Here is a 26107-nt window from a genome sequence, read left to right on the forward strand (position 1 = left end):
GCATGGAGTCGTTAAGTGTTCGGTAAGCGTAGCGGAACAGACACCGACCCTCGGGCTCCCAAGCCCGGCGCCGTGTCGCCAGAGCCTGCCTCGGCTCCGGCGCCGACGGTGTCGCGCGCGCCGCTCCCGCCGGCCGTCGCATCGCCGCCGCTCGCCCCTGCCCGGCCCGCGCCGGCCATGGAGTCCCGCCGCTCGGACAATTACTACGAGGTCAAGGCGACCATCTTCGGCGCGCTGATCGAGGCCATCGACCTCGCCCAGCTCGCCAAGCTGGATTCCGAATCCGCGCGCGAGGAAATCCGCGACATCGTCAACGAGATCATCGCGATCAAGAACATCGTGATGTCGATCGCAGAGCAGGAAGAGCTGCTCGACGATATCTGCAACGACGTGCTCGGCTATGGTCCACTCGAGCCGCTACTGGCGCGCGACGACATCGCCGATATCATGGTGAACGGGGCTGGCACCGTCTTCATCGAAGTCAACGGCAAGATCCAGAAAACCGGGATCCGCTTCCGCGATAACCAGCAGCTCCTCAACATCTGCCAGCGCATTGTCAGCCAGGTCGGTCGGCGCGTCGACGAATCCTCGCCGATCTGCGACGCGCGCCTCGCCGACGGCTCCCGCGTCAACGCCATCGTGCCGCCGCTCGCGATCGATGGTCCTGCGCTCACCATCCGCAAATTCAAGAAGGACAAGCTGACGCTGGATCAGCTGGTCAAGTTCGGCGCAATCTCGCCGGAGGGCGCGGAGATCCTCCAGATCATCGGCCGCGTCCGTTGCAACGTGCTGATCTCCGGCGGTACCGGCTCGGGCAAGACCACGCTGCTGAACTGCCTGACCAATTATATCGAGCACGACGAGCGCGTCATCACCTGCGAGGACGCCGCGGAACTCCAGCTCCAGCAGCCCCACGTGGTGCGGCTCGAAACTCGCCCGCCCAACATCGAGGGGGAAGGCCAGGTCACCATGCGCGAGCTGGTGCGAAACTGCCTGCGTATGCGGCCCGAACGCATCATCGTCGGCGAAGTCCGCGGACCCGAGGCGTTCGACCTGCTGCAAGCCATGAATACCGGCCACGACGGCTCGATGGGGACGCTGCACGCCAACAATCCCCGCGAAGCGCTGTCGCGCTGCGAATCGATGATCACGATGGGCGGCTTTTCCCTGCCCTCGCGCACCATTCGCGAGATGATCTGCGCCTCGATCGACGTCATCGTCCAGGCCGCGCGCCTGCGCGACGGCTCGCGCCGCATCACCCACATCACCGAGGTGATGGGCATGGAAGGCGACACCATCATCACCCAGGACATCTTCCTCTACGACCTGGTCGGCGAGGACGCCAACGGCAAGATCATCGGCCGACACCGCTCGACCGGCATCGGCCGTCCGAAATTCTGGGAACGCGCGCGCTATTACGGCGACGAGAAACGCCTTGCCGCTGCGCTCGACGCCGCGGAAGTGGCACCGAATACGTGAGCAGGTCGACGCAGCCATGAATATGCAGGTCCTCGCCCTCGCCTTCCTCGCCACCGCCGCCGTCGGCGGCATGGCCTGGGTCTTCCTCTATCCGCTGCTGTCCGGCGAGCGGAAGGCCGAGAGTCGCCGCGCCTCGGTCTCGCGCGCCGATGCGCCCGCGGCCAAGCAGGCCGAGAAGAGCCAGCGATCACGCCGTGAGCAGGTCGAGACTACGCTCAAGGATCTCGAGGCGAGGCGGGCACAGGAGAAGAGCGTTCCGCTCCACGTGCGCCTGTCGCAGGCGGGGCTCGACTGGACGCCGCAGAAATTCTGGATCGCGTCCGCGGTCGTGGCGGGCGTGTTTTTCTTCGGCGCCCTGTTCGGTGGTGGCGGCTTGCTTGGCGCCGCAGGTCTCGCCTTTGCCGGCGGCTTCGGCCTGCCGCGCTGGGCGCTCGGTTTCCTGAAGACGCGCCGCGAGAACAAGTTCCTCAAAGCACTGCCCGACGCTGTCGACGTGATCGTCCGCGGTATCAAGGCCGGCCTGCCGCTGTTCGAATCGATCAAGGTCGTCGCCGCCGACGCGCCGGAGCCACTGCGCAGCGAGTTCCTGTCTATCATCGAGACGCAGACGATCGGCATGCCGCTCGGCGAGGCCTGCGCGCGGCTCTATGATCGCATGCCGCTGCCGGAAGCCAACTTCTTCGGCATCGTGGTGTCGATCCAGCAGAAGTCCGGCGGTAATCTGTCCGAAGCGCTCGGCAACCTCTCCAAGGTGCTGCGCGACCGCAAGAAGATGAAGGAAAAGATCCAGGCGATGTCGATGGAGGCCAAGGCCTCGGCCGGCATCATCGGCTCGTTGCCGCCGATCGTGATGTTCCTCGTCTATCTCACGACGCCCGGATATATCTCGCTGCTGTGGACCCATCCCACCGGCCAGCTCATGCTGGTCGGCTGCGTCGTCTGGATGTCGATCGGCATCATGGTGATGAAGAAGATGATCAACTTCGATTTCTGATGGTGCCGTATGGTCGATTTACTCGTCACGAAGCTGCACGACGTCCACTTCATGACCATGATGCTGGCGGCGATCGCCGCCAGCGCCACCGTGTATACGCTGGTGATGCCGCTGTTCGCCGGCGAAGGCCTCGCCAAGCGCATGAAGGCGGTGGCGAGCGAGCGTGAGCGCATCCGTCAGCGCGAGCGCGAACGCCTCAACAAGAGCGAGAAGGTCTCGCTGCGCCAGACACCAAAGCAACTCGTCTCCAGGGTCGTCGAGGACTTCAACCTCACCAAATGGCTGGCGCAGGAAGCAGCGCGCGACAAGCTCATCATGGCGGGCTATCGCGGCCATGCGCCTTACGTCACGTTCCTGTTCGCCCGCATGGTGGCCCCGCTCGTGCTGTTCATCGGCTCGATCGTCTACGTGTTCCTGATCGCGCATATGGAGAAGTCGATGCCGATCAAGATCGGCATGTGCGTCGGCGCCGCCTATGCCGGCCTCCAGGCGCCGATGCTGTTCCTCAAGAACAGGATCTCCAAGCGCCAGCTCTCGATCAAGCGCGCCTTTCCCGACGCACTCGATCTGCTGCTGATCTGCATCGAATCCGGCATGTCGGTGGAAATGGCGTTCCGCAAAGTCGCAACCGAAATCGTGGGCCAGTCGATCGCGCTGTCGGAAGAGTTCACCCTGACCACCGCCGAGCTGTCCTATTTGCAGGATCGCAAGGTGGCCTATGAGAACCTGGCGAAGCGCACCGGGCTCGAAGGCGTCAAATCGGTGTGTCTGGCGCTTCAGCAGGCGGAGCGGTACGGTACTCCGCTCGGCCAATCCTTGCGCGTCATGGCGCAGGAAAACCGCGACATGCGCATGAACGAGGCCGAGAAGAAGGCCGCGGCGCTGCCGCCGAAACTGACGGTGCCGATGATCCTGTTCTTCCTGCCGGTGCTGTTCGTCGTCATTCTCGGGCCGACCGGCATCAAGATCTCCGAGCTGCATTGAGGCAGACGGCGGATCGCAGGCGGTCTGCAGGCGGCTTCAGGATTGGAAGATCGGGTCTGATCAGTCGGGCTGGCTGAGCGAGGCGACCGGCGTCCGCTTCGGCGCACCGTTGCGGCTTAGCATGTCCTTGAGATACGCGACATTGGCCGCGGCCTGATCCGGCGGCAGATCCGCCTTCACGATCGTCTCGGCCTCAGTGAAGCGGCCCTGGAGACCGACCACCAAGCCGAGATTCTGCCGCACCCGGGCGTTCGCGCGTGGCGAAGCGTAGGCCTGCCGCAGCGCATCTTCGGCCTTGGGCAGATCTCTCGACAACATGTAGGACAGGCCGAGATTGGAGAGCACGCCGGGATCGCCCGGCGCGATCTTCAGCGCGCTTGCATAATAGGAACGCGCCTCCTCGTGGCGGCCCATCTGGTCGAGCGCGGTGCCCTGCACCGAGAGCAGGCGCCAGTCCGGATTGTCGGGCGAATGCGCCTTCGACAGCACGTCAAAAGCCTGCTGGAAATTGCCGTTGTCGGCGAGCGCGCGGCCGTACTGGGCGAGCAGCGGCTTGTTGCCGGGATTGGCGATGGTCGCCTGTTCGAGCACGGCGGCGGCTTGGGCGCGTTGTCCGTTGGTGCGCAAGGCCTGGCCATAGGCCAGTGCCGCGTCGGCATCCTTGGGATTGGCACGATAGCGCTCGCCATAGGCTTCGACGGCACGCGCCGGATCGGTCGGGGCGGCCTCCGCCTTCGGGCCGATCGAGCCGGTGACGTCGGAGAGTTTTGACATTGCCGTGCAGCCGCCGAGGCTCGCAGCCACCACCGCGATCAGCGAGGCAGACGCAAGAAGCCGGGCAGGACTGAACCGTTGACGCATGACGCTTTGACTCTCGAGCCGATTGATCGAGCCGAACGCGTCAGCAATAGACTGTTAACCCTAATGGCCGGTTAACGCAGGGCTCCGGCTGCCTTACGCCGGCGTTTCCGGCGGCACCTCACCGCCGAGGGCCAGATCGAGGCCGAGCACACGCGCTTGCCGGTTCAGATCCCGCAACAATTGGAGCCTCTGTCGCTCCTCACCCTGAACATCGACACCCTCGCGCGGCATCCTCGGCCATCTCCGCAGATGGTCGCGATTGATCAGGCGGTTGGCGCGAAGCTCGTCGAGCTGAACCCGATCGATGCCGAGCACATCGCCGGATTGCCCGATCAGTTGATGGAGCAGCGCCCAGATTGCTGCCAGCGCCTCGACGTCAGGATTGGGTCCCGATTTCGCGAACTTGCCGTCGATATCCGCCCAGGCATGGGAGGTGACGAGATAGGTGTAGAGAGCGTCCGCCCAGCTTGGCTCGCCGTCATCGTAGAAGGCGCGGCGCGACAGCAGCCGGCGGGCCAGCGCCAGCACCTGATCCCGCTTCAGCGACGCGCATGAGGCAATCTCGATCACCGACTGGAAGGCGGGATCACGAGAAAAATCGCGTCCCGCCGGAAGCCTGATGAGGCCGTCGGGCAGGTTCGAGTCGAGCGGCTTGAAGCCGCTATTGTTGCGCGGTCGCGAGTAGCGGGCGATCGCGAACCGGTACTCCGGCCGCCCGGCCTCAGACGCTCGACCGAAATGGATGATGTTGAAGCCGGCATCGTCGCCGGCCTGCCCGGTCGAGGACGGACAGGAGAGCACATAGATCGTGCGCCAGAAATCATCGCCGCCACTCCGGGTCGCACGCGGATCGGGGATCGAATAGCGGGCGAGACCCTCGACATGCCGGTGTCCGTGCAGGACCAGATCGACGTTGAGCGAGGTGGCCGCTTCGAGAAATGTCGCGGGCGCGGCGAGATACATCAGCGGCTCGTCCGGAACGCCGAGAAACCGCTTTCCCTCGCCGGTCGCCTGCGGCAGCGGATGATGGTGCATCGCCAGCACGCGCACCAGGTTTTCGGCGGGCTCAGAATAGTCGGCGCGTCCGGCCGAACCAAGACTGCCTGCGAGCTCGATGCTCAGCCGGGCCGAATCCGCGACCAACGCTTTGTAGGCATTCTCATCGATATTGCCGCTGGCAAGAGTCGTCAGGCTTGCGCTGTTGGAGTCCAGCAGCACCAGATCGAGACCGGCCTGGCGGTAATAGACGCTCTTCGAGGTCCGCGGCAGATGCAGATAGTCGTAGGCGTCATGCCGGCCGCCGCGCTGGCTCGGACGCTTGACGTCGTGATTGCCGGCGACCGCCTGGATGTCGGTGAACAGACCGGTCTGCCGGAAGGACGCGATGACCGCGAGCGCTTCGTCGAGCGCGCGCGGTGTCGGATCGTTCACGAGATCGCCTGTGATCAGCAGGATGCGATCGGGCACGTCCGCGAAGTCCGCCATCCTCTCGCGGATGGCGCCGGTGAGGGCCTCGACCGCCGCCAGCAGCCGTCCTGACCCGTCCAGATGCAGGTCCGATATCTGCGCAATAACGAACGATCTATCCATTTTGCGCCGCTCATTGCGAATGCTGCGTCGCCCAAACGATTGAGAGAAATGCGTTCGACGAAGAGGTTCCGGCCGGTATCAATCGAGATCGGTATCAACCGGGATGCGAGAGCGTGCCTGCGCTCGATACGTGCAGAAACGCACAACACAATTTAAAATATTCTGCAATAATGCCACAACCGCAGCGCTAGTAAAGCCCTGCGGCAGCGCCGTGGTGAACGGCAGTTCTCACTTCGGATACGAGGATGGTCCGCGCATGGTTTCGCCGGCCCGGTCAATATTCGATGGCGAGACGCTTGCGGATTTCGTCAATGCGCTTGTCAAGCGCGTCGAACCGCGCATGAACCGATCGGTCGTGGAGATAGAAGACGTAGCCGCCGGCGAGGAACGCGAAGACCCAGTGGTGATGCTCGACATAGCCAAAGACCGCCTCGATGGCCTGACCAATGAAAGTGACCACGCTCCACACAAATTCCATCGCAATTCCTCCCGGCACGCTTCGTCTTCGGTCACCGGTGCTTTGCGCGCACCTGCTTGGCGACCGCTGTCCGGAACCTAGCATGGCACCTCCAAAGCGAGTAGCGGCTCGCTGAACGGTGACCGCAAGCCGATTGCAGCCATGGCGAAACTCTGCGAAGTCTCCTGCAACCGAATGACCTTGCGGACCCGCCAATGCCTTCCGTCTTCGAGACCTCCTCAACTGCCACGCCCATCACTTTCGTCACCAAATCGAGCTGGGATCAGGTCGCCGAGACGCTGCCGCCGGCGCAGCGCCAGTTCGCCACCGCGAGCGCCTTTGCCGCCAAGCCGGGTGGCTATCTCGCGCTGCCGGCGCCCGACGGCGCGATCGCGCAGATCCTGTTCGGTCTCGAGGACGACGGCGCCCGATCGCGCGACCCATTCCGGCCGGGCGCCCTGCCCGGCCTGCTGCCGCCAGGCACCTATCGCTTTGCCAATGCACCGCACGATGCACGGCTGGCGGCGCTGGCGTTTGCGCTTGGAAGCTACCGCTTTGCCCGTTACCGCAAGGCTGATCGCCCCGACGTCCGGCTGGTGCCGCCGGATGGTGTCGACGCGACCGAGATCAGCCGCATCGCGGATGCTGCCATGCTGGCGCGCGACCTCATCAACACGCCGGCCAACGACATGGGACCGGAGGAGCTGGCCACGGCCGCGCAAGGGCTCGCCGCCGAATTCGGCGCAAGCTTCACCTGCATCGTCGGCGAGGATCTGAAGGCCAAGAACTTTCCGCTGATCCACGCAGTCGGCATGGCCTCCGACCGCGCGCCACGGCTGATCGACATCGTCTGGGGCGATCCTGCCCATCCCAAGGTGACGCTGGTCGGCAAAGGCGTCTGCTTCGACACCGGCGGGCTCGACCTGAAGCCGTCGAGCGGCATGCTGATCATGAAGAAGGACATGGGCGGCGCCGCCAACGTGCTGGCGCTGGCGCGCATGGTGATGGACGCGAAGCTGAAGGTCCGGCTGCGCGTGCTGATTCCGGCGGTCGAGAATGCGGTCTCCGGCAATGCCTTCCGCCCGCTCGACATCTTCACCTCGCGCAAGGGCATCACAGTCGAGATCGGCAACACCGACGCGGAAGGCCGGCTGGTGCTCGCCGACGCGCTGGCGCTGGCCGACGAGGAGAAGCCGGACCTGCTGATCGATCTGGGCACACTGACGGGCGCCGCGCGCGTCGCGCTGGGGCCGGATTTACCGCCCTTTTACACCAATGATGAGACGCTTGCGGGAGACGTCGCGCGTTGCGCGGTGAAGGAGAACGATCCGTTGTGGCGCATGCCGCTGTGGCCGCCTTACGATGCGTGGCTGGACTCCAAGACGGCCACCGTCACCAACGCACCGTCCGGCGGATTTGCCGGCTCGATCATTTGCGCGCTGTTCTTGCAACGCTTCGTCGAGCAAGCCAAGAGCTGGCTGCATGTCGATATCTACGGCTGGACGCCATCGGCGAAGCCGGCGCGGCCCGAGGGCGGCGAATGCCAGGCCGCACGCGCCATCTACGCATTGCTGAGCGAGCGCTATGCATGATCCAAAATACGATCCAAGGCTGACACCGGCGCGGGGCGACCTCGCCGCGAAATATCTCGAAGGCAAGGTGCAAGCCGATCGCTTCGTCACCGGCGAGGAATTCGAGGTGGTCGAGCCGATTGCGCCCATGCGCGAGCAGCCCTCCTCGAACGCGATGCTGATGACGGAAGCGCTGCGCGGTGAGCGGGTCACGATCTACGACCGCGACGGCGAAGGCTGGGCCTGGGGCCAGCTAGCCGGCGATGGCTATGTCGGCTGGCTCCCTGATGCAGCGCTGATGAAGCCCTTGGCCGCGCCGACGCACAAGGTAAGCGCACTCCGAACATTCGCCTTCCCCGGCCCCTCGATCAAGCTGCCGCCGGCCGACACGCTGGTGCTGGGATCGAAACTCGCGGTGGCGCGGGAGGACGGCAGTTTCGCGGTGACGCGCGACGGAACATTTTTGCCGAAGGCGCATCTTACACCGCTCGATCATCGCGAACCGGACTTCGTCGCGGTCGCCGAGCGCTTCGTCGGCACGCCCTATCTGTGGGGCGGCAAGAGCAGCCTCGGCATCGATTGCTCCGGCCTGGTGCAGGTCTCGCTGACGGCCGCAGGCATCGGCTGCCCGCGCGACAGCGACATGCAGCAGGCGGGTCTCGGTCGCGCGCTGGAACAGCACGAGATGGGCAAGCTGCAGCGCGGCGACCTGATCTTCTGGAAGGGCCATGTCGCGATCGTCCGCGACGCCAGCACGATGGTTCATGCCAATGCGCATCACATGGCGACGGTGATCGAGCAGACCGAGCCGGCGATCGCGCGCATCAGGCAGGCCGGCAGCGAGGTCGCTGCGATCAAGCGGCTTTGACGGGACCCTACGTCGCCACCGAACCGTCGCCTGCCGCCTCGATTCGGAACGCTGCTGCAAACAGCGCACGGGTGTAATCGGTCTTCGGTGACTTGAATAGCTCGGCCGCCTGGCCCTCCTCGACCACCTTGCCGCCGCGCATCACGATGAGGTGGCTGGCGAGCGAGGCGACGACGCGCAGATCGTGCGAGATGAACATGTAGGTAAGGTCGCGCCTGCGCTGCAACTCACGCAGCAGGTCAACCATCTGCGCCTGGATCAACATGTCGAGTGCGCTGGTGGGCTCGTCCAGCACGACGAAATCCGGCTCCAGCACCATCGCGCGCGCGATGCTGATGCGCTGGCGCTGACCGCCGGAGAATTCATGCGGATAACGGTAGCGGGTGTCCGGCTTCAAGCCGACATCCTCGAGCGCCTTGACGACACGCGCCTCGCGCTCTTCGCGCGACAGGTTCGGCTGATGCACCGAGAGGCCTTCGCCGACGATGTCGGCAACCGACATACGCGGGCTGAGCGAGCCGAACGGATCCTGGAACACGATCTGCATGTCACGTCGATAAGGCCGCATGTCCTTGAAGCGCAGGCCCTGGATGTCTTTCCCCAGGAACACGATCCGCCCGTTCGAGGAGATCAGCCGCATCAGCGCCAGCCCCAGCGTGGTCTTGCCGGATCCGGACTCACCGACGACGCCGAGCGTCTCGCCCTTGCGCACGGCAACGCTGACGCCATCGACCGCCTTGATGTGGCCGACCGTCTTGCGCATCAAGCCGCGCTTGATCGGAAACCAGACCTTCAGGTCGTTGGCCGACATCACCACCGGCGCATCCGGCTGCGGTGGCGCAGGATCAGGCTTCGGCTCCGCCGCAAGCAGGTCGCGCGTATAGGGATGTTTCGGGCTCTTGAAGACCTGTTCGACCGGCCCCTGCTCGACAATCTTGCCGCCGTTCATCACACAGACGTGGTCGGCGATGCGGCGCACGATGCCGAGGTCGTGGGTGATGAAGAGCAGGCTCATGCCGAGCCGCGCGCGAATTTCAGCGAGCAGCGCCAGGATCTGCGCCTGCACGGTGACGTCGAGTGCCGTGGTCGGCTCGTCCGCGATCAGCAGGTCCGGCTCGTTGGCGAGCGCCATCGCGATCATCACGCGCTGGCGCTGACCGCCGGAGAGCTGGTGCGGATAGCTCTTCAGCCGCGTCTCCGGCTCGGGGATGCCGACCTGGGTCAGCAGCTCCAGCGTGCGCTTGCGCGCCTCGGCATTGCTGGTCGGATTGTGCAGCTGGATGATCTCGCCGATCTGCGCCTCGATCGTGTGCAGCGGATTGAGCGAGGTCATCGGCTCCTGGAAGATGATGGAGATGTCGCTGCCGCGAACCCCCCGCATCTGCTGTTCGGACTTGTCGATCAGCTCCTGTCCCTTGAAGCGGATGCTCCCCGAGGGGTGCGAGGCATTCGGGTAAGGCAACAGCTTGAGGATCGACAACGCGCTGACCGACTTGCCCGACCCGGACTCGCCGACCAGCGCCACGCACTCGCCGCGCTTGATCTGGAATGAAACGTTATCGACGGCAAGCGTCGTTGCGCCGCCTTGGTGGAAAGCCACCGAGAGGTCTCGGACGGCAAGCAATGGCTGGTTGATCGCGTCCATCTTCTACCTGAACGTCTTGCGCGGATCGAAAGCGTCGCGCACGGCTTCGCCGATGAAGATCAGAAGCGACAGCATGATCGCGACCGAGAAGAAACCGGAGAAACCGAGCCACGGGGCCTGCACGTTGGCCTTGGCCTGCGACAACAGCTCGCCCAGCGACGGCGAGCCCGGCGGCAGGCCGAAGCCAAGGAAATCGAGGGCCGTGAGCGTCATCACCGACGACGAGACGATGAACGGCAGGAACGTCATCGTCGCAACCATGGCGTTCGGCAACAAATGCCTGAACATGATCACGGCGTTCGACACGCCGAGCGCCCGTGCCGCCTGGATATATTCGAAATTGCGCCCGCGCAGGAACTCCGCGCGCACCAGGCCGACGAGCGACACCCAGTGAAACAACACCATGATGCCGAGCAGGATGAAGAAGCCCGGTGGGAGCACGGCCGATATGATGAGCAGCAGGTAGAGATAAGGGATGGCGTTCCATATCTCGATGAAGCGCTGAAACAAAAGATCGATCCAGCCGCCGAAATAGCCCTGCACGCCACCGGCGAGGACACCGATGACGGAAGACACGATCGTGAGGATGAGACCGAACAGCACCGAGATGCGGAAGCCGTAGATCATCCGCGCGACCACGTCGCGGCCCTGGTCGTCGGTGCCGAGCCAGTTGTATTCGAGATCACGGCAACTCTTCAGCCCCTTCTTCTCCACCACCGGCTTGCATTGCGCTTCCGTCAGCATCCAGGTGGGCGGCGACGGGGCCGGCGTCGGCAGATCGAGATTGTGGGTCCCGTAAGAGTAGCGGATCAGCGGCCAGACGATGCTGCCACCCTTGTCCTTGATCAGCTTCTGCAAATAGGGATCGCGGTAATCGGCCGCGGTCTCGAAATCGCCGCCAAAGGTCGTCTCCGAATAGGTGACGAAAGCGGGCCAGTAGAGATGGCCGTCATACTTGATCAGGAACGGCCGGTCGTTGGCGATCAGTTCGGCGCACAGCGACACCACGAACAGGACCATGAAGATCCAGAACGACCAATAGCCGCGCCGGTTCGCCTTGAAATTCTGCCAACGCCGCGTGTTGAGTGGTGATGGCACAAACGGCTTGCGCGTGATCGGCACGGCTTCGCCGAGCGGCGATTTCACGGTGGTCTCGATCGGGGTCGGGGCGGTAATCGTCATCACACCTCCCGCGCCTCGAAATCAATCCGGGGATCGATCCACATATAGGTCAGATCCGAGATCAGATTGACGACGAGCCCCATGAGCGAAAAGATGTAGAGCGTACCGAACACGACGGGATAATCGCGGTTGAGCACGCTCTCGAAACCGAGCAGCCCGAGCCCGTCCAGCGAGAAGATGGTCTCGATCAAGAGCGATCCCGAGAAAAAGGCACTGATGAAGGCGCCAGGGAAGCCCGCAATCACGATCAGCATCGCGTTGCGGAAGATGTGGCCGTAGAGCACCTGATTCTCGCTACAGCCCTTGGCTCGTGCGGTCATGACGTACTGCTTGCGGATCTCGTCCAGGAACGAATTCTTGGTGAGAAATGTCATGGTCGCGAAGGCGCCGAGTGCCAGCGAGATCAGCGGCAGGGTCAGGTGCCAGAAATAGTCGATGATCTTCCAGTACCAGGGAAACTGCGACCAGCCGTCCGACGTCAGTCCGCGCAGCGGGAACCAGTTGAAGAATGAACCGCCGGCAAACAGGATGATCAGCAGGATCGCAAACAGGAAGCCCGGGATGGCGTAACCGAGCACGATCACCGCCGAGGTCCATGTATCGAAGCGTGTGCCGTCCTTGACCGCCTTGCGAATGCCGAGCGGAATCGAGATCAGATAGGTCAGCAGCGTCAGCCAGATGCCAAGCGAGATCGAAACCGGAAGCTTCTCCTTGACGAGCTGGATCACGCTCACCGTGCGGAAATAGCTCATGCCGAAATCGAAGCGCGCGTAATTCCAGACCATCAGCGCGAAACGCTCGGGCGCCGGCTTGTCGAAACCGAACTGCACTTCCAGCTTCTTGATGAACTCGGGATCGAGTCCCTGAGCGCCGCGATATTTCGAGCTGACCGCGTCGCCGCCGGGGCCACCCTGCCCCGGTGCACGCTGCGCGAAATCGCCGCCGCCCGAAATGCGCGAGCTGCCGCCGGTATCGGCGCCGGAGAGCTGTGCGATCACGCGCTCGACCGGGCCGCCGGGCGCGAACTGCACGACGACGAAGGAGATGAAGAGGATTCCGAGCAGGGTCGGAATCATCAGGAGAATACGGCGGGCGATATAGGCGCTCATGTGCTTACTTCGCCTGATCGAGCTGAGCGGTCTTGGCGGGGTCGAACCACCACAGGGTTCGCTCACCGACGCCGCTGGCATAGTCGCTGATGGCGTAACGCGGCAGGTTCTTGGGGTGGCCGAACACGTCCCAATAAGCCAGCCGGTGACTGGTGTTGTACCACTGCGGCACCCAGTAGCGGCCGGCGCGGAATACGCGGTCGATCGCCCGGCAAGCCACGGTCAAGTCATTGCGCGTCTCGGCCGCCATGGCCTTCTCGACCAGTGCGTCGATCGCGGGATCGGCAACGCCGGCCAGATTGTAGGAGCCCTTCGTCGCTGCGGCCTGCGAGGTGAAATAGGTTCGCAGGCTGTCACCGGGCGTCGCCGACATGCTCAGGCGCTGGATGGTGACATCGAAGTCGAACGACTCGACCCGCGCGCGGTATTGGACGGCGTCGACGAGGCGCAGGTTGGCGTCGATGCCGAGCGTGTTCAGATTCTTGAGGAAGGAGGCGTGGTGCGGCTGGAACGACGCCTCATCGATCAGGAACTCGATGGCAAAGACTTCGCCATTCGGCAACAGCCGCTTGCCATCCTTGGCCGTGAGCTTCGCCTCCTGGAGCAGTTGCTGCGCCTTGCGCAGGAGATTGCGGTCCTGGCCCGAACCGTCAGACACCGGGGGCACGAACGGTTCGCCGAACACCTCGTCCGGAACCTTGCCGCGGAACGGCTCGAGCAGCTTCAACTCCTCGGGCGACGGAGGCCCTTCCGCGACGAGATCCGAGTTCTGGAACGGCGAGAACGTGCGCGCATAGGCGCCGTACATGATGGTCTTGTTGGTCCATTCGAAGTCGAACGCGTAGTTGATCGCTTCGCGGACCTTGGGATCCCTGAATTTGTCGCGCCGCGTGTTGAAGAACCAGCCCTGGCCGCCCGACGGCGTTTGATCCGGGACCTGCTCGCGTTTGACGCGGCCGTCCTTGATGGCGGGAAAATCGTAGCGCGTCGCCCAGATGCGCGAGGTGAATTCCTCGCGGAACAGATAGTTCTTGCCGGTAAAACCCTCGAAGGCGACGTCGCGGTCGCGATAGAATTCGTAGCGGACCACGTCGAAATTGTTGCTGCCGCGGCAGACCGGCAGGTCGGCGCCCCACCAGTCCTTGACCCGTTCGAACTCGATGTAGCGGTTGATCTCGAACTTGCCGACCTTGTACGGGCCGGAGCCCAGCGGCGCATCTGTCGACGATTCCTCGAACGGCCGGTTCGCGTAATAGGCCTTCGAGAAAATCGGCAGGCCCGCCGCATAGAGCGGCACGTCACGTGCCCGCTTCTCGGCGAAGGACACAACAACGGTGGCATCATCGACCGCCTCTACGCCGTTGACGTCGCGCATCTGCAACTGGATCAGCGGATGACCCTTCTCCTTCAGCACGTTGATGGAGAAGGCGACGTCGTGCGCGGTCAACTTCGAGCCGTCGTGAAACTTCGCCTCGGGCCGGATGGTGAAGCGATAGGCGAGCCTGTCAGGCGATATCTGCACCGACTTGGCGGCAAAGCCATACATGCCATCAGGCTCGTCGCCGGCATGCGCCATCAGCGAGGCGAACGTCAGATCCATACCCTGCGCGCCCTCGCCCTTCAAAACGAAGGCATTGAGCGAATTGAACGTGAAATAGGACTGGTTATAGGCGCGCACCGACGGGATGAGCGAGAACGTGCCGCCCTTCGGAGCCTGGAGATTGACGTAGTCGAAATGGTGGAAGTCGGCGGCATATTTAAGATCGCCGAACGCCGAGATGCCATGAATCTCGGCCGGCATCTCCGATGCCGCTGCGCCGCGCAGCCACGCTGTGCTGAGCACGCCGCCAGCACCCAAAGCCAGCACATGCCGGCGTGACAGCTGCGCCATGCGCAAAGGCTTCCTCAAGATCGTTTTCCGATACGCGCCGCTTTTTCAGTGTCGTACCACCACAGCGTCGGCAGTCCGGACCGGCCGTATTTCGGCATCGGCTCGGCATGGCTGAAGCGGTCCCAGCGGGCATAGCGCGCGAACGGATAGGTGAACTGAGGCACCACGTAGAAATTCCACAGCAGCACGCGATCGAGCGCGCGCGTTGCGGCGACGAGACCGGCGCGATCCTTGGCAAAGATCACCTTCTCGATCAGGGCATCCACGGCCGGGTTCTTGATGCCGATGGTGTTGCGCGCACCGGGAACGTCGGCGGTCGCCGAGCTCCAATATTCGCGCTGCTCGTTGCCCGGCGAAAGCGACTCGCCCCATTGATCGATGATCATATCGAAGTCGAAGCTGCGCAGCCGGTTCTGGTATTGCGCGTCGTCGACCATACGGATCGACGTGCTAACGCCGATCCGCTCCAGTGACGGCTTGTAGAACAGCGCGATGCGCTCGGACGAGGGATCCTGGATCAGGATCTCGACAGTCAGAGGCTTGCCGGACGAATCGGTCAGCTTGTGGTCGCGGATTTCGAGGCCGGCCTCCTTCAGGAGCTTTGCCGCCTCGCGCAAATTGGCGCGCACTGCTTCGGGATTGCCGCCGACAGGATTCTGGTAAGGGGTCGTGAAGACTTCCGGCGGGACCTTGTCTTTGACGGTTTCGAGGATTTGCAATTCCTCGCCCTGAGGCAGACCGGTCGCGGCGAGCTCCGTGCCTTCGAAATAGCTGTTGATCCGCTTGTACTGACCGAAGAACAGCTGCTTGTTCATCTCCTCGAAGTCGAAAGCGTAGTTGAAGGCTCGCCGCACCCGCGCATCCCTGAACTGCTCGCGCCTGTTGTTGACCACGAAGGCCTGCATGCGGCCGGAATCGTTGATCGGAAATTCTTCCTTGAGCACCCGCTTCTCGGCAACCGCCGGGAAGTCGTAGGCCGTCGCCCATTGCTTGGCGGAATTCTCCGCGATCCAGTCGGCCTGATCCGCCTTGAACGCTTCCAGCGCCACCTGGTTGTCGCGGAAAAACTCGAAACGCAGCTCGTCGAAATTGTTCTGGCCGATCTGGCTGGGAACGTTGGCGCCCCAATGGTCCTTGACCCGCTCGAGCTTGACCGAACGTCCCGCCACAAATTCCTTGATCCGATACGGCCCGGACCCCAGCGGAATCTCCAGCGTGGTCGTGCCGACGTCGCGCTTCCGGCCCTGCGCGTCTGTGCCTTCCCACCAATGCTTCGGCAACACGGTCAACTCGCCGACGATGGTCGGCAATTCCCGGTTGCCCGGCCCATCGAAGCTGAATTTGACGTCGCGCTCGCCGACCTTCTCCGTCTTCACCACGTGACGATAGTAGGACGCGTACATCGGACTTTGCTGCTTGAAGGTCTCCAGCGAGAAGATGACGTCTTCTGGTGTCACCGGCTTGCCGTCATGCCAGCGGGCTTCCTTGCGCAGGCGATAGATCACCCAGGAAAAATCGTCGGGATGCTGGGCCGATTCGGCAAGTTCGCCGTACTCGGTCGCGACCTCGTCCTGCGCCCGGGTCATCAGCGTTTCGTAGATCATGGCCGCCGCCGGTGCGAGCGCACCCTTGATGCCGGCAACCGCGAGGTTGAAATTGTCGAAGGTGCCGATCGAGATCAGGCGCGCGACGCCGCCCTTGGGCGCATCCGGATTGACATAGTCGAAGCGCTTGAAATCGGCCGGATACTTGATGTCGCCGAACAGCGACAAAGCATGGCGCCAGGGTAGATCACTCGCGGATTGTGCCTGGGCTGCGCCGATGACGGAAACACCGGCTGCGGAACCGAGGGCTGGAAGCGCAGCGACGGCGGCGCCGGTGAGCAAGAGATCGCGTCGGGTAATGGCCAAATCAACATCCCAGTCTTGAAGGAGGTTACCCCTTTAAGGGCCCAATATAGGCGAGGTTTCGACCGAATATGTTGCTTTTTCCTCATGATGGAAGCCCCGCCGGGCCCTTCGCTGCGGCGAAACGCCCCGATAACGATGCTGCGAGGTCCGAATACGGAAACGGCCAGGCTTTTCAGCCTGGCCGCATATTCAAGGTCGATACCGAGGAGCCTTATTTCGCTGCGGTGGGCAGCGGCTTCGGGCTGTCGGAGAGGCTGTTCAGGTAAGCGATGACGTCGGCGCGCTCGCTATCCTTCGGGATGCCGGCGAAGCCCATCGCGGTACCGGGGACAGTGCCCTTGGGATTGGCAATGAACTTGTTGAGCGCCTCGAAATCCCAGGTGCCGCCCTTGCTCTTCATGCCGGCCGAGAAGTTGAAGCCGCCGCGGCCTTCGCCGACGTGGTCACCGACGACGCCAAAGAGGTTCGGGCCGACGCGGTTCGGGCCGCCCTTTTCGAAGGTGTGGCAGGCGCCGCACTTCTTGGCGGCGGCCGCGCCCTTCTCGACGGAAGCGGTCTGGAGCAGCTTTTCGATCGGCTCGGAGGGCGCGGCCGCGGCTGCAGCACCTTCCTTGTCGCCGGCCACTTCCTTCACGGCGATCTCGAAGCCTGGCTTTTCCGGAAATTTCGGCGAGAACAGCGCCTGGGCGGTGAAGCTCGTCACCAGCAAAATCAGGCAGGTGCCGAGCACGGCACCAAGAATCTTGTTGAGTTCGAAAGAGTCCATTTCCGGCCAGGCCCCACACCGCAAGAAGGAACAGCGGCCAAGCGGCCGCCAGGACGAGCCTCGGGAGAATCAAACGTTCCTTATTGTTTCCCCGAGTTTTGCCATTGAGATATCGGTTTGCCCGTGCTCTGGCAACCCGTATAAGCGACCCCGCTTTCGGCCCGTCCCCACCCCATTTCTCGACGCGGAAAACGTCCCGTTTCCAGGCCCTTGAACCCAAGCCTTTGAGCTCATGACCGATCCTCGCATCCTGGTGCTGATCCCGGCCCGCATGGCTGCCACCCGCCTGCCCGGCAAGCCGCTTGCCGATATCGCAGGCCTGCCGATGATCGTGCATGTGATGCGCCGCGCCGAAGCCGCCGGCATCGGCCGGGTCGCGGTCGCAACCGACACGGCGGAAATCGCCGCCGTCGTGACCGCCCATGGCGGCGAGGCCGTGATGACCCGCCCGGACCACCCGTCCGGCTCCGACCGCATCCACGAGGCCATGCAGAAGCTCGATCCGGACGGCAAGGCCGAGATCGTGGTCAATCTCCAGGGCGATTTCCCGACGATTGCGCCCGAGAGCCTCCGCGAGGTGCTTCCTCCCTTCGCCGATCCCGCGGTCGACATCGTGACGCTGGCCTCGCAGATCCACACCGAGGAGGAGGACCTGGCTCCCAGCGTCGTGAAGGCCGTCGGCACCCGCATCGGCCCCCGACGGCTGCGGGCGCTCTATTTCACCCGCGCCACCGCCCCTCATGGCAACGGACCGCGCTACCACCATATCGGCGTCTACGCCTACCGCCGCGCCGCGCTGGAGCGGTTCGTGTCCCTGCCGCCCTCGCCCCTGGAACGCCAGGAGAGTCTGGAGCAGTTGCGGGCCGTGGAGGACGGCATGCGGATCGACATCATGATCGTCGACAGCGTTCCGCGAGGCGTCGACACGCCGCCCGACCTCGAAACCGCCCGCAGCATCCTTTCCAAATCCTGAGCCGCTGTTACAAGGCCGATCATGAGCAAGATGAAGATCGCATTCCAGGGCGAGCCCGGAGCCAATTCCCATATCGCTATCGTCGAGGCCTATCCCGACGCCGAACCGTTGCCCTGCGCCACCTTCGAGGACGCGCTGTCGGCGATTTCGTCGGGTGAGGCCGATCTCGGCATGATCCCGATCGAGAATTCGGTCGCGGGCCGCGTTGCCGACATCCATCATCTGCTGCCGGCCTCCGGCCTCTTCATCGTCGGCGAATGGTTTCTGCCGGTCCGGCATCAGCTGATGGCGGTGAAGGGCACCAAGATTTCCGACATCAAGTCCGTCGAGAGCCACGTGCACGCGCTCGGCCAGTGCCGGCGCATCATCCGCAAGCTCGGCATCAAGCCGATTGTGCACGCCGACACCGCCGGCAGTGCGCGCGACATCTCCGAGCGCAAAGACAAGACGGTCGCCGCGATCGCCTCGCGGCTGGCTGCGCAGATCTACGGCCTCGACATCCTCGCTGAGGACATCGAGGACGAGGCGCACAATACCACGCGCTTCGTGGTGCTAGCGCGCGAGCCGAAATGGGCCGCGCAAGGCTCGGGCCCGCTGGTCACCACTTTTGTATTTCGGGTGCGCAATTTGCCCGCCGCGCTCTACAAGGCGCTCGGCGGCTTCGCCACCAACGGCGTCAACATGACCAAGCTTGAGAGCTACATGGTCGACGGCAATTTCTTCGCCACGCAGTTTTATGCCGACGTCGACGGCCATCCCGAGGACAAGGGCCTCGCGTTTGCGATCGAGGAGCTGAAATTCTTCTCGCGCGAATTCCGTATCGTCGGCGTGTATCCGGGGCATCCGTTCCGGGCGACGATGGAGTAGCGGCTTACGCCGCCTGCTTCGCCAGCCCAAACGCATCCGCCAGCAGCGAATACGACTTCTTCCGCGCGTCGTGGTCGTAGACCGCGGTGATCACCATCAGCTCGTCCGGCTTGCTCGCATCAATCAGCGGCTGAAGCTTTTTCTGCACGGTCGCCGGATTGCCGACGAACAGGCGTGAGCGGTTGCGGGCAATCGAGGTGCGCTCGGAGTCGGTATAGGGATAGGCCAGCGCCTCCTCGACGCTCGGCAACGGCAGATACTGGCCGCGGTCGCGGCGCAGGCGGTTGAGGTCGAAAGAACTCGCGAGCCTTTCGGCCTCCTCATCGGTGTCGGCAGCGATAGCGGCGACTGCGAGGATCGCGCGCGGGCTCGCGCTCCAGGCCGAGGGCTGGAAGCGGTTGCGGTAATGCACCATCGCGTCGATCGCATCATGAGACGCAAAATGATGCGCGAAGGCGAAGCCCATGCCGACTTGCGCCGCCAATTCCGAGGAATAGTCGCTGGAGCCGAGCAGCCAGATCGGCGGCAGTGGCGTGTCGTCGGGCATCGCGACGACGTTGTTGTAGGGATGGCCCGAGGGGAATTCGCGGGTCTGCCACAGGATCAGTTCGTGCAGCCGCTCCAGGAAATCGTCGCCCTCGCGGCGATCGAGCCGGCTTCTGAGAGCGTACGCCGTGGCGCCGTCGGTGCCGGGCGCGCGACCGAGGCCGAGATCGATACGGCCGGGGAACAGCGCCTCCAGCATCTTGAAGCGCTCGGCCACGACCAGCGGCGCGTGGTTGGGCAGCATCACGCCGCCGGAGCCGACGCGGATGTGCTTCGTCACGGCCGCGATCTGCCCAATCATCACGTCAGGCGCGGGGCTCGCCACCGAGGCGAGGTTGTGATGCTCGGCGAGCCAATAACGGAGATAGCCGAGCCCATCGACATGGCGCGCCAGATCGATGCTGTTGCGCAGCGCCGCGGCGGGTTTTGTGCCTGACGTGACGACGGAAAGGTCGAGGACTGAGAGCGGGATCATGGCGCGTTAACGTAATGGAGGGCCGCCCGGCGGCAATGGGCAGACTGCGCAGATCTGACGTGTGTGGGCCGGGCGCCGGCTTGGCCGGCCAAGGCGGGACGTTGGGACAAGATTAGGCTCGGTAGCAACAGATTCAAACTGCCCACGAAGATAGGAGATGCCCGAAAGGCTTATAATTCACCTCAGTTATTTGATATATTTACATTATTTCGCCATGCCGAAGCTTCCCACATCCACTTAGCGCAACGCAATAATTCACCTTCACATCCAATAAGTGGGCCATTTCCCACTACCGATGGGCTGTCGAGAAAACCCCCTTTGCCCTATCTTAGCCTCTCCCAAGCTAGAGCCGACCGCCCGAGACTGGAGTAAGTGGTGCCATGACCGATCTGACGAAGCCTGCGACAGCCGACGGGCAAGACGGGCACCTCTCTTCGAAGCGGCCTGCGATCTCCTTCGAGTTCTTTCCGCCCAAGACCGAGGATATGGAGCGGAATCTCTGGGACACCATCAACCGCCTGGCCCCGCTCGACCCGAAATTCGTCTCGGTGACCTATGGCGCCGGCGGCTCGACCCGTGAGCGCACCCATTCGACCATCTCGCGGATCCTGAAAGAAACCGCGCTGCTGCCAGCCGCGCATCTGACCTGCGTCGGCGCCTCGCGCGGCGAGATCGACGAGATCGTCGACCGCTATCACGAGGTCGGCGTCCGCCACATCGTCGGCCTGCGCGGCGATCCGCCGGGCGGCATCGGCACGCCCTACGCCAGCCATCCCGACGGCTACCAGAGCTCGGCCGATCTCGTCGCGGGAATCAAGAAGCGGCATGCCGACATCGAGGTCTCGGTCTCGGCCTATCCTGAGAAGCATCCCGAAGCGCGCGACTTCGACGATGACATCGACACGCTGAAGGCCAAGGTCGATGCCGGCGCTGCGCGCGCCATCACCCAGGTGTTCTTCGATAACGACCTCTACTTTCGCTATCTCGACCGCGTCCGTGCGCGTGGCATCGATATCCCGATCGTGCCGGGCATCATGCCCATGCACAATTTCAAGCAGGCGAGAGCCTTCGTCACCCGCGCCGGCACATCTGTTCCGAACTGGCTTGCCGAAAAGTTCGAGGGCCTCGACGACGACGCCGAAACCCGCAAGCTCGTTGCCGCCACCGTCGCCGCCGGGCAAGTGCAGAAGCTCGCCAAGCGCGGCGTCGACACTTTCCATTTCTACACCATGAACCGCGCCGATCTCGTATTCGCGATCAGCCATTTGCTCGGCATTCGCGCCAAGAGCGCGCAGAAGGCGGCCTGACCCAAGATGACGATTCCCGTTTCCGCCAAGCGAACTGCCCTGCTCAACGCCGCACGCGAGCGCATCCTCGTGCTCGACGGCGCCATGGGCACGATGATCCAGAACCTCCAGTTCGACGAAGCCGCCTTCCGCGGCGAGCGCTTCAAGAATTTTCATCGCGACCTCCGCGGCAACAACGACCTCTTGATCCTGACCCAGCCGCAGGCGATCGAGGACATTCACGCCGCTTACTTGCGCGCCGGCGCCGACATCGTCGCGACCAACACCTTCTCGACGACCTCGATCGCGCAGGCCGACTACGATCTCGCCGACATCGTCTACGACATGGCGCGCGAAGGCGCCCGTCTCGCAGGCAATGCCGCGCGACGTGTCGAAGCCGAAGACGGTAAGCCGCGCTTCGTCGCCGGCGCCCTCGGACCGACCAACCGCACCGCCTCGATCTCGCCTGATGTGGCCAATCCCGGCTACCGTGCCGTGACCTTCGATGATTTGCGTGAATCCTATGGCGAGCAGATCCGCGGCCTGCTCGACGGCGGCGTCGACATTCTTCTGGTCGAGACCATTTTCGACACGCTGAACGCCAAGGCGGCGCTCTATGCGATCGCCGAAATCACCGAACAGCGTGGCATCGACATGCCTGTGATGGTGTCCGGCACCATCACCGACAAATCCGGCCGCCTGCTCTCCGGCCAACTGCCGGAAGCGTTCTGGCATTCGGTGCAGCACGCCAAGCCCGTGACCATCGGCTTCAACTGCGCACTCGGCGCGGAAGATCTGCGCGCGCACATCGCTGATATCGGCCGCGTCGCCGACACGCTCGTTTGCGCCTATCCGAATGCCGGCCTGCCCAACGAGTTCGGCCAGTATGACGAGACTCCAGAATACATGGCGCGCCTGGTCGGCGAGTTCGCGAGCGCCGGCCTCGTCAACATCGTCGGCGGCTGCTGCGGCACCACGCCGGACCACATCGCGGCGATTGCCGCGGCCGTGGCCCCGCACAAGCCGCGCATCGTGCCCGAGATCGAGCCGCGCTTGCGGCTCTCCGGCCTCGAGCCCTTCATTCTGACGGACGCGATTCCGTTCGTGAACGTCGGCGAGCGCACCAACGTCACCGGATCGGCCCGCTTCCGCAAGCTGGTCACCGCCGGCGACTACACCGCTGCGCTGCAAGTCGCCCGCGACCAAGTCGAGAACGGCGCGCAGATCATCGACGTCAACATGGACGAGGGCTTGCTCGACTCCGAAGCCGCGATGGTGACCTTCCTCAACCTCGTCGCCGCCGAGCCCGACATCGCCCGCGTGCCGGTGATGGTCGACAGCTCGAAATTCTCGGTGATCGAGGCCGGCCTGAAATGCGTGCAGGGCAAGCCGGTCGTCAACTCGATCTCGATGAAAGAGGGCGAGGAGAAGTTCATCCACGAAGCGCAGATCGCGCGGCGCCATGGTGCGGCTGTCGTGGTGATGGCGTTCGACGAGGTCGGCCAGGCCGACACCTTCAAACGCAAGACCGAGATCTGCAAGCGCGCCTACGACATCCTGGTCGACCGCGTCGGCTTCCCGCCGGAAGACATCATCTTCGATCCGAATATTTTCGCGATCGCGACCGGCATCGAGGAGCACAACAATTACGGCGTCGACTTCATCGAGGCGACGCGCTGGATCCGCAAGAACCTGCCGGGCGCGCATATTTCCGGTGGTGTGTCCAATCTGTCGTTCTCGTTCCGCGGCAACGAGCCGGTGCGCGAAGCCATGCACTCGGTGTTCCTGTATCACGCCATCAAGGCCGGCATGGACATGGGCATCGTCAATGCCGGGCAGATGATCGTCTATGACGACATCGACCCCGAATTGCGCCAGGTCTGCGAGGACGTCGTCCTCAACCGCGATCCCGGCGCATCCGAACGGCTGCTGGCACTCGCGGAAAAATTCCGCGGCAACAAGACCCAGACCAAGGAAGCCGATCTCGCCTGGCGCGAATGGCCGGTGGCGAAGCGGCTGTCCCACGCGCTCGTGCACGGCATCACCGAGTTCATCGAAGTCGACACCGAAGAGGCCCGCAAGGAGTCGAAGCGTCCGCTCGACGTGATCGAGGGCCCGCTGATGGCCGGCATGAACGTGGTCGGCGATCTCTTCGGCGACGGCAAGATGTTCTTGCCGCAGGTGGTGAAGTCCGCGCGCGTGATGAAGCAGGCGGTGGCCTGGCTGATGCCGTTCATGGAGGAGGAGAAGGCGCGCAATCTCGCCAACGGCATCGGCACTGAAGGCTCCAGCTCCGCCGGCAAGATCGTGCTCGCCACCGTCAAGGGCGACGTCCACGACATCGGCAAGAACATCGTCGGCATCGTGCTTCAGTGCAATAATTTCGAGGTGATCGATCTCGGCGTGATGGTGCCGGCCGCCAAGATCGTCGAGACCGTGAAAGCAGTGAAGGCCGACATCGTCGGCCTGTCCGGTCTGATCACGCCATCGCTGGACGAGATGGCGTTCTTCGCCAGCGAATTGCAGCGCGAAGGCCTGAAGCTGCCGCTGCTGATCGGCGGCGCCACCACGAGCCGCGTGCATACCGCCGTCAAGATCGACCCGAGCTATCGCGCAGGTCCCGTGGTGCATGTCAACGACGCCAGCCGCGCCGTCGGTGTCGCTTCCTCGCTGCTGAGCCCTGAGAAGCGCGAGGCCTACGCTGCCGATGTGCGCGCCGAATACGCAAAGATCTCCGACGCGCATTTCCGTGCGCAGGCCGACAAGAAGAGGCTGAAGCTGTCGGTTGCGCGCGCCAACCGCGTGCCGGTCGATTTCGCCGCGAACAAGCCGGTGAAGCCGACCTTCCTCGGCACCAGGAGCTTTGACGCATACGACCTCGCCGAGCTTGTGCCCTATATCGACTGGACGCCGTTCTTCCAGACCTGGGAGCTCGCCGGGCGATTTCCGGCCATCCTCAACGATGCCAAGGTCGGCGAGGTCGCGCGCTCGCTCTATGACGATGCGCGGAAAATGCTCGACCTGATCGTCAAGGAAAAATGGTTCCGGGCGCGCGCGACGATCGGCTTCTGGCCGGCGAATGCGCTGGGTGACGACATCGTGCTTTACGCCGATGAGAGCCGGACGAAGCAGATCGCGACGCTGCACACGCTGCGCCAGCAGCTCGAAAAGCGCGAGGGCCGTTTCAACGCGGCGCTCTCCGACTTCATCGCGCCGGTGGACACGGGCGTACCCGACTATATCGGTAGCTTCGTCGTCACCGCGGGAATCGGTGAGGATGTGATTGCCGACCGCTTCAAGATGGCCAATGACGACTACTCCTCGATCCTGTGCAAGGCACTGGCCGATCGCCTCGCCGAAGCCTTCGCCGAGCGCATGCACGCCCGCGTGCGCCGCGAGTTCTGGGCCTATGCGCCGGACGAGGCGCTGTCGACCGACGATCTGATCCTCGAAAAATATCAGGGCATCCGCCCCGCACCCGGCTATCCCGCGCAGCCCGATCACACCGAGAAGGCGACGCTGTTCGAGTTGCTCGACGCGGAGAACACCGCCGGCGTGAAGCTGACCGAGAGCTTTGCGATGTGGCCGGGCAGTTCCGTGTCCGGGCTCTATCTTGCGAACCCCGCGAGCTATTATTTCGGCGTCGGCAAGATCGAGCGCGACCAGGTCGAGGACTATGCCGTGCGCAAGGGCATGACGGTCGCCGAGACGGAGCGCTGGCTCGCGCCGGTGCTGAACTACATCCCGGCGCGAGAGGCGGCCGACAAGGCTTTCGCGGCAACGCCGGCGAATGACGAAACGTCAAAGGACCTCGCCTCGCATCCGCCAGGCTGCAACTGCGCCGTCCATCTCGTCTGGCAGAAGAAGCGCGCCGGCGCGGGGTAGGCCTCCCCGCACTCAAAAAGCGAAAAACAACCCCATGCACCGTAGGCGTGGGGTTGAAACGCTTGAGGAATCTCGCCCGAGGCGAGGTTGCTTGCTCCGTCGGGCAAAACACCTGTATCAATGCATGATCGCCAGCCGCGCCCGCCTGGTCCTCTCCGCCTCGGGCTCGCGCTTCCGCCTTCACTCCCCATATGACGGATTTTTAAGTAGCGCGCGCACGCGAATCAGCGGCCCATTGCAATACGAGGCCAGCGGAGACGAGCCGTGTCGCGCCATCACACCCTGCCGCCGATCGTGTATACGCCGGCGCCTCCCAAGCCGAAGGAGACCCGGCGGCGCCGCAACGTCGGATCCGCGCAAGGCACCTCCGCTGCCGACGAAGCTGACGAGACCGAGGAAAGCGGCGCGCCCGCCCAGCCGACCTTCACCCATGGCGCCGGCCAGGCCGCCCAAGGTGCGCCGCCATTCAAAGCCGCCGAGCACATCCCTCCAACCACCGGCAAGCTGAGTTCCGACACACTGAAGACGATGCTCGAGGTTCAGGAACAGGCCAGCGCAGAAGGCGGCAAGGACAAGCTGTAATCCCGTAGCCCGCATGAGCGAAGCGACATGCGGGGGCCAATTGTCCCGGATATCGCTGCGCTCATCCGGGCTACTGGACTCCGGCCGCCCTCACCCCTTCGGCGGCGCCAGCGGCTGCACGATCTCATTTTTCGCGGCGCGTTTCGCCCCCACAGCGCCGTGAACGCAACGTGCGCTCGCCGCGAC

The 26107-nt window shown here is 63.8% G+C and carries 20 protein-coding genes; 10 read left to right on the plus strand and 10 right to left on the minus strand.

What is annotated here, in order from left to right; translation table 11 throughout:
- The first annotated feature begins 15 nt into the window (after positions 1-15).
- The 3 genes from UB31_RS02840 to UB31_RS02850 are packed head-to-tail and all read left to right on the plus strand — an operon-like array spanning position 16 to position 3457.
- Positions 16-1479 (plus strand): TadA family conjugal transfer-associated ATPase, encoded by a 1464-nt coding sequence (locus UB31_RS02840; RefSeq protein ID WP_045009729.1) that lies wholly within the window; start codon positions 16-18, stop codon positions 1477-1479.
- A gap of 16 nt (positions 1480-1495) precedes the next feature.
- Positions 1496-2473 (plus strand): type II secretion system F family protein, encoded by a 978-nt coding sequence (locus UB31_RS02845; protein WP_045002501.1) that lies wholly within the window; start codon positions 1496-1498, stop codon positions 2471-2473.
- 9 nt (positions 2474-2482) lie between these two features.
- Positions 2483-3457 carry a type II secretion system F family protein gene (locus UB31_RS02850; protein ID WP_045002500.1) on the plus strand — a complete coding sequence of 325 codons (975 nt, stop codon included), beginning with the start codon at positions 2483-2485 and terminating at the stop codon, positions 3455-3457.
- A 60-nt stretch (positions 3458-3517) separates the two neighbouring features.
- Here UB31_RS02850 and UB31_RS02855 read toward each other — a convergent pair whose 3' ends face one another.
- The 3 genes from UB31_RS02855 to UB31_RS02865 all read right to left on the minus strand — a co-directional run bounded on the left by UB31_RS02855 (position 3518) and on the right by UB31_RS02865 (position 6386).
- Positions 3518-4318: a tetratricopeptide repeat protein gene (locus tag UB31_RS02855; protein WP_045009730.1), complete on the minus strand. Its 801-nt coding sequence runs from the start codon at positions 4316-4318 to the stop codon at positions 3518-3520.
- Between the two features lie 93 nt (positions 4319-4411).
- Positions 4412-5908: a metallophosphoesterase family protein gene (locus tag UB31_RS02860; protein WP_045002498.1), complete on the minus strand. Its 1497-nt coding sequence runs from the start codon at positions 5906-5908 to the stop codon at positions 4412-4414.
- Positions 5909-6182: 274 nt separating this feature from the next.
- Positions 6183-6386: a hypothetical protein gene (locus tag UB31_RS02865; RefSeq protein WP_045002497.1), complete on the minus strand. Its 204-nt coding sequence runs from the start codon at positions 6384-6386 to the stop codon at positions 6183-6185.
- Between the two features lie 194 nt (positions 6387-6580).
- Here UB31_RS02865 and UB31_RS02870 point away from each other — a divergent pair, with 194 nt between their 5' ends.
- Together UB31_RS02870 and UB31_RS02875 are read left to right on the plus strand one after the other, a co-directional pair.
- Positions 6581-7957: a leucyl aminopeptidase family protein gene (locus UB31_RS02870; RefSeq protein ID WP_045009731.1), complete on the plus strand. Its 1377-nt coding sequence runs from the start codon at positions 6581-6583 to the stop codon at positions 7955-7957.
- Complete coding sequence (locus UB31_RS02875; RefSeq protein WP_045009732.1) at positions 7950-8804, plus strand: C40 family peptidase; 855 nt, start codon at positions 7950-7952, stop codon at positions 8802-8804. Before UB31_RS02870 ends, UB31_RS02875 begins: the two co-directional genes overlap by 8 nt.
- Before the next feature lie 7 nt (positions 8805-8811).
- Here UB31_RS02875 and UB31_RS02880 read toward each other — a convergent pair whose 3' ends face one another.
- The 6 genes from UB31_RS02880 to UB31_RS02905 form a co-directional block, all read right to left on the minus strand.
- Positions 8812-10449, minus strand: a complete 1638-nt coding sequence (locus UB31_RS02880) for an ABC transporter ATP-binding protein (protein WP_045009733.1) — start codon at positions 10447-10449, stop codon at positions 8812-8814.
- Positions 10450-10452: 3 nt separating this feature from the next.
- The gene (locus UB31_RS02885; RefSeq protein ID WP_045009734.1) at positions 10453-11631 is read right to left on the minus strand and encodes an ABC transporter permease; all 1179 of its coding nucleotides are present in this window, start codon (positions 11629-11631) and stop codon (positions 10453-10455) included.
- Entirely contained in the window at positions 11631-12740 is a 1110-nt protein-coding gene (locus tag UB31_RS02890) for a microcin C ABC transporter permease YejB (RefSeq protein WP_045002492.1), read from the minus strand. The genes UB31_RS02885 and UB31_RS02890 overlap by 1 nt, the downstream gene beginning before the upstream one ends.
- Before the next feature lie 4 nt (positions 12741-12744).
- Positions 12745-14631, minus strand: a complete 1887-nt coding sequence (locus tag UB31_RS02895; RefSeq protein ID WP_045009735.1) for an extracellular solute-binding protein — start codon at positions 14629-14631, stop codon at positions 12745-12747.
- A 14-nt stretch (positions 14632-14645) separates the two neighbouring features.
- Positions 14646-16541, minus strand: a complete 1896-nt coding sequence (locus tag UB31_RS02900; protein ID WP_045009736.1) for an ABC transporter substrate-binding protein — start codon at positions 16539-16541, stop codon at positions 14646-14648.
- A gap of 211 nt (positions 16542-16752) precedes the next feature.
- Positions 16753-17307 carry a c-type cytochrome gene (locus UB31_RS02905; RefSeq protein WP_045002490.1) on the minus strand — a complete coding sequence of 185 codons (555 nt, stop codon included), beginning with the start codon at positions 17305-17307 and terminating at the stop codon, positions 16753-16755.
- A gap of 232 nt (positions 17308-17539) precedes the next feature.
- On the opposite strand from UB31_RS02905, the gene UB31_RS02910 reads away from it, so the two are divergent.
- Positions 17540-18280, plus strand: a complete 741-nt coding sequence (locus tag UB31_RS02910; protein WP_045009737.1) for a 3-deoxy-manno-octulosonate cytidylyltransferase — start codon at positions 17540-17542, stop codon at positions 18278-18280.
- Between the two features lie 21 nt (positions 18281-18301).
- Positions 18302-19147, plus strand: a complete 846-nt coding sequence (locus tag UB31_RS02915) for a prephenate dehydratase (RefSeq protein WP_045009738.1) — start codon at positions 18302-18304, stop codon at positions 19145-19147.
- Between the two features lie 4 nt (positions 19148-19151).
- Here UB31_RS02915 and UB31_RS02920 read toward each other — a convergent pair whose 3' ends face one another.
- Positions 19152-20168: an LLM class flavin-dependent oxidoreductase gene (locus UB31_RS02920; protein WP_045009739.1), complete on the minus strand. Its 1017-nt coding sequence runs from the start codon at positions 20166-20168 to the stop codon at positions 19152-19154.
- Between the two features lie 380 nt (positions 20169-20548).
- On the opposite strand from UB31_RS02920, the gene metF reads away from it, so the two are divergent.
- The 3 genes from metF (at position 20549) to UB31_RS02935 (ending at position 25921) form a co-directional block, all read left to right on the plus strand.
- Entirely contained in the window at positions 20549-21475 is a 927-nt protein-coding gene (gene metF / locus UB31_RS02925) for a methylenetetrahydrofolate reductase [NAD(P)H] (RefSeq protein WP_045009740.1), read from the plus strand.
- A 6-nt stretch (positions 21476-21481) separates the two neighbouring features.
- Positions 21482-25339, plus strand: coding sequence for a methionine synthase (metH, locus tag UB31_RS02930; RefSeq protein ID WP_045009741.1), 3858 nt, complete (start codon positions 21482-21484; stop codon positions 25337-25339).
- 264 nt (positions 25340-25603) lie between these two features.
- Positions 25604-25921, plus strand: coding sequence for a hypothetical protein (locus tag UB31_RS02935; RefSeq protein WP_045009742.1), 318 nt, complete (start codon positions 25604-25606; stop codon positions 25919-25921).
- Positions 25922-26107 lie beyond the last annotated feature (186 nt).

Source organism: Bradyrhizobium sp. LTSP849, assembly GCF_000938255.1.
In the GTDB taxonomy this organism is placed as follows: domain Bacteria; phylum Pseudomonadota; class Alphaproteobacteria; order Rhizobiales; family Xanthobacteraceae; genus Bradyrhizobium.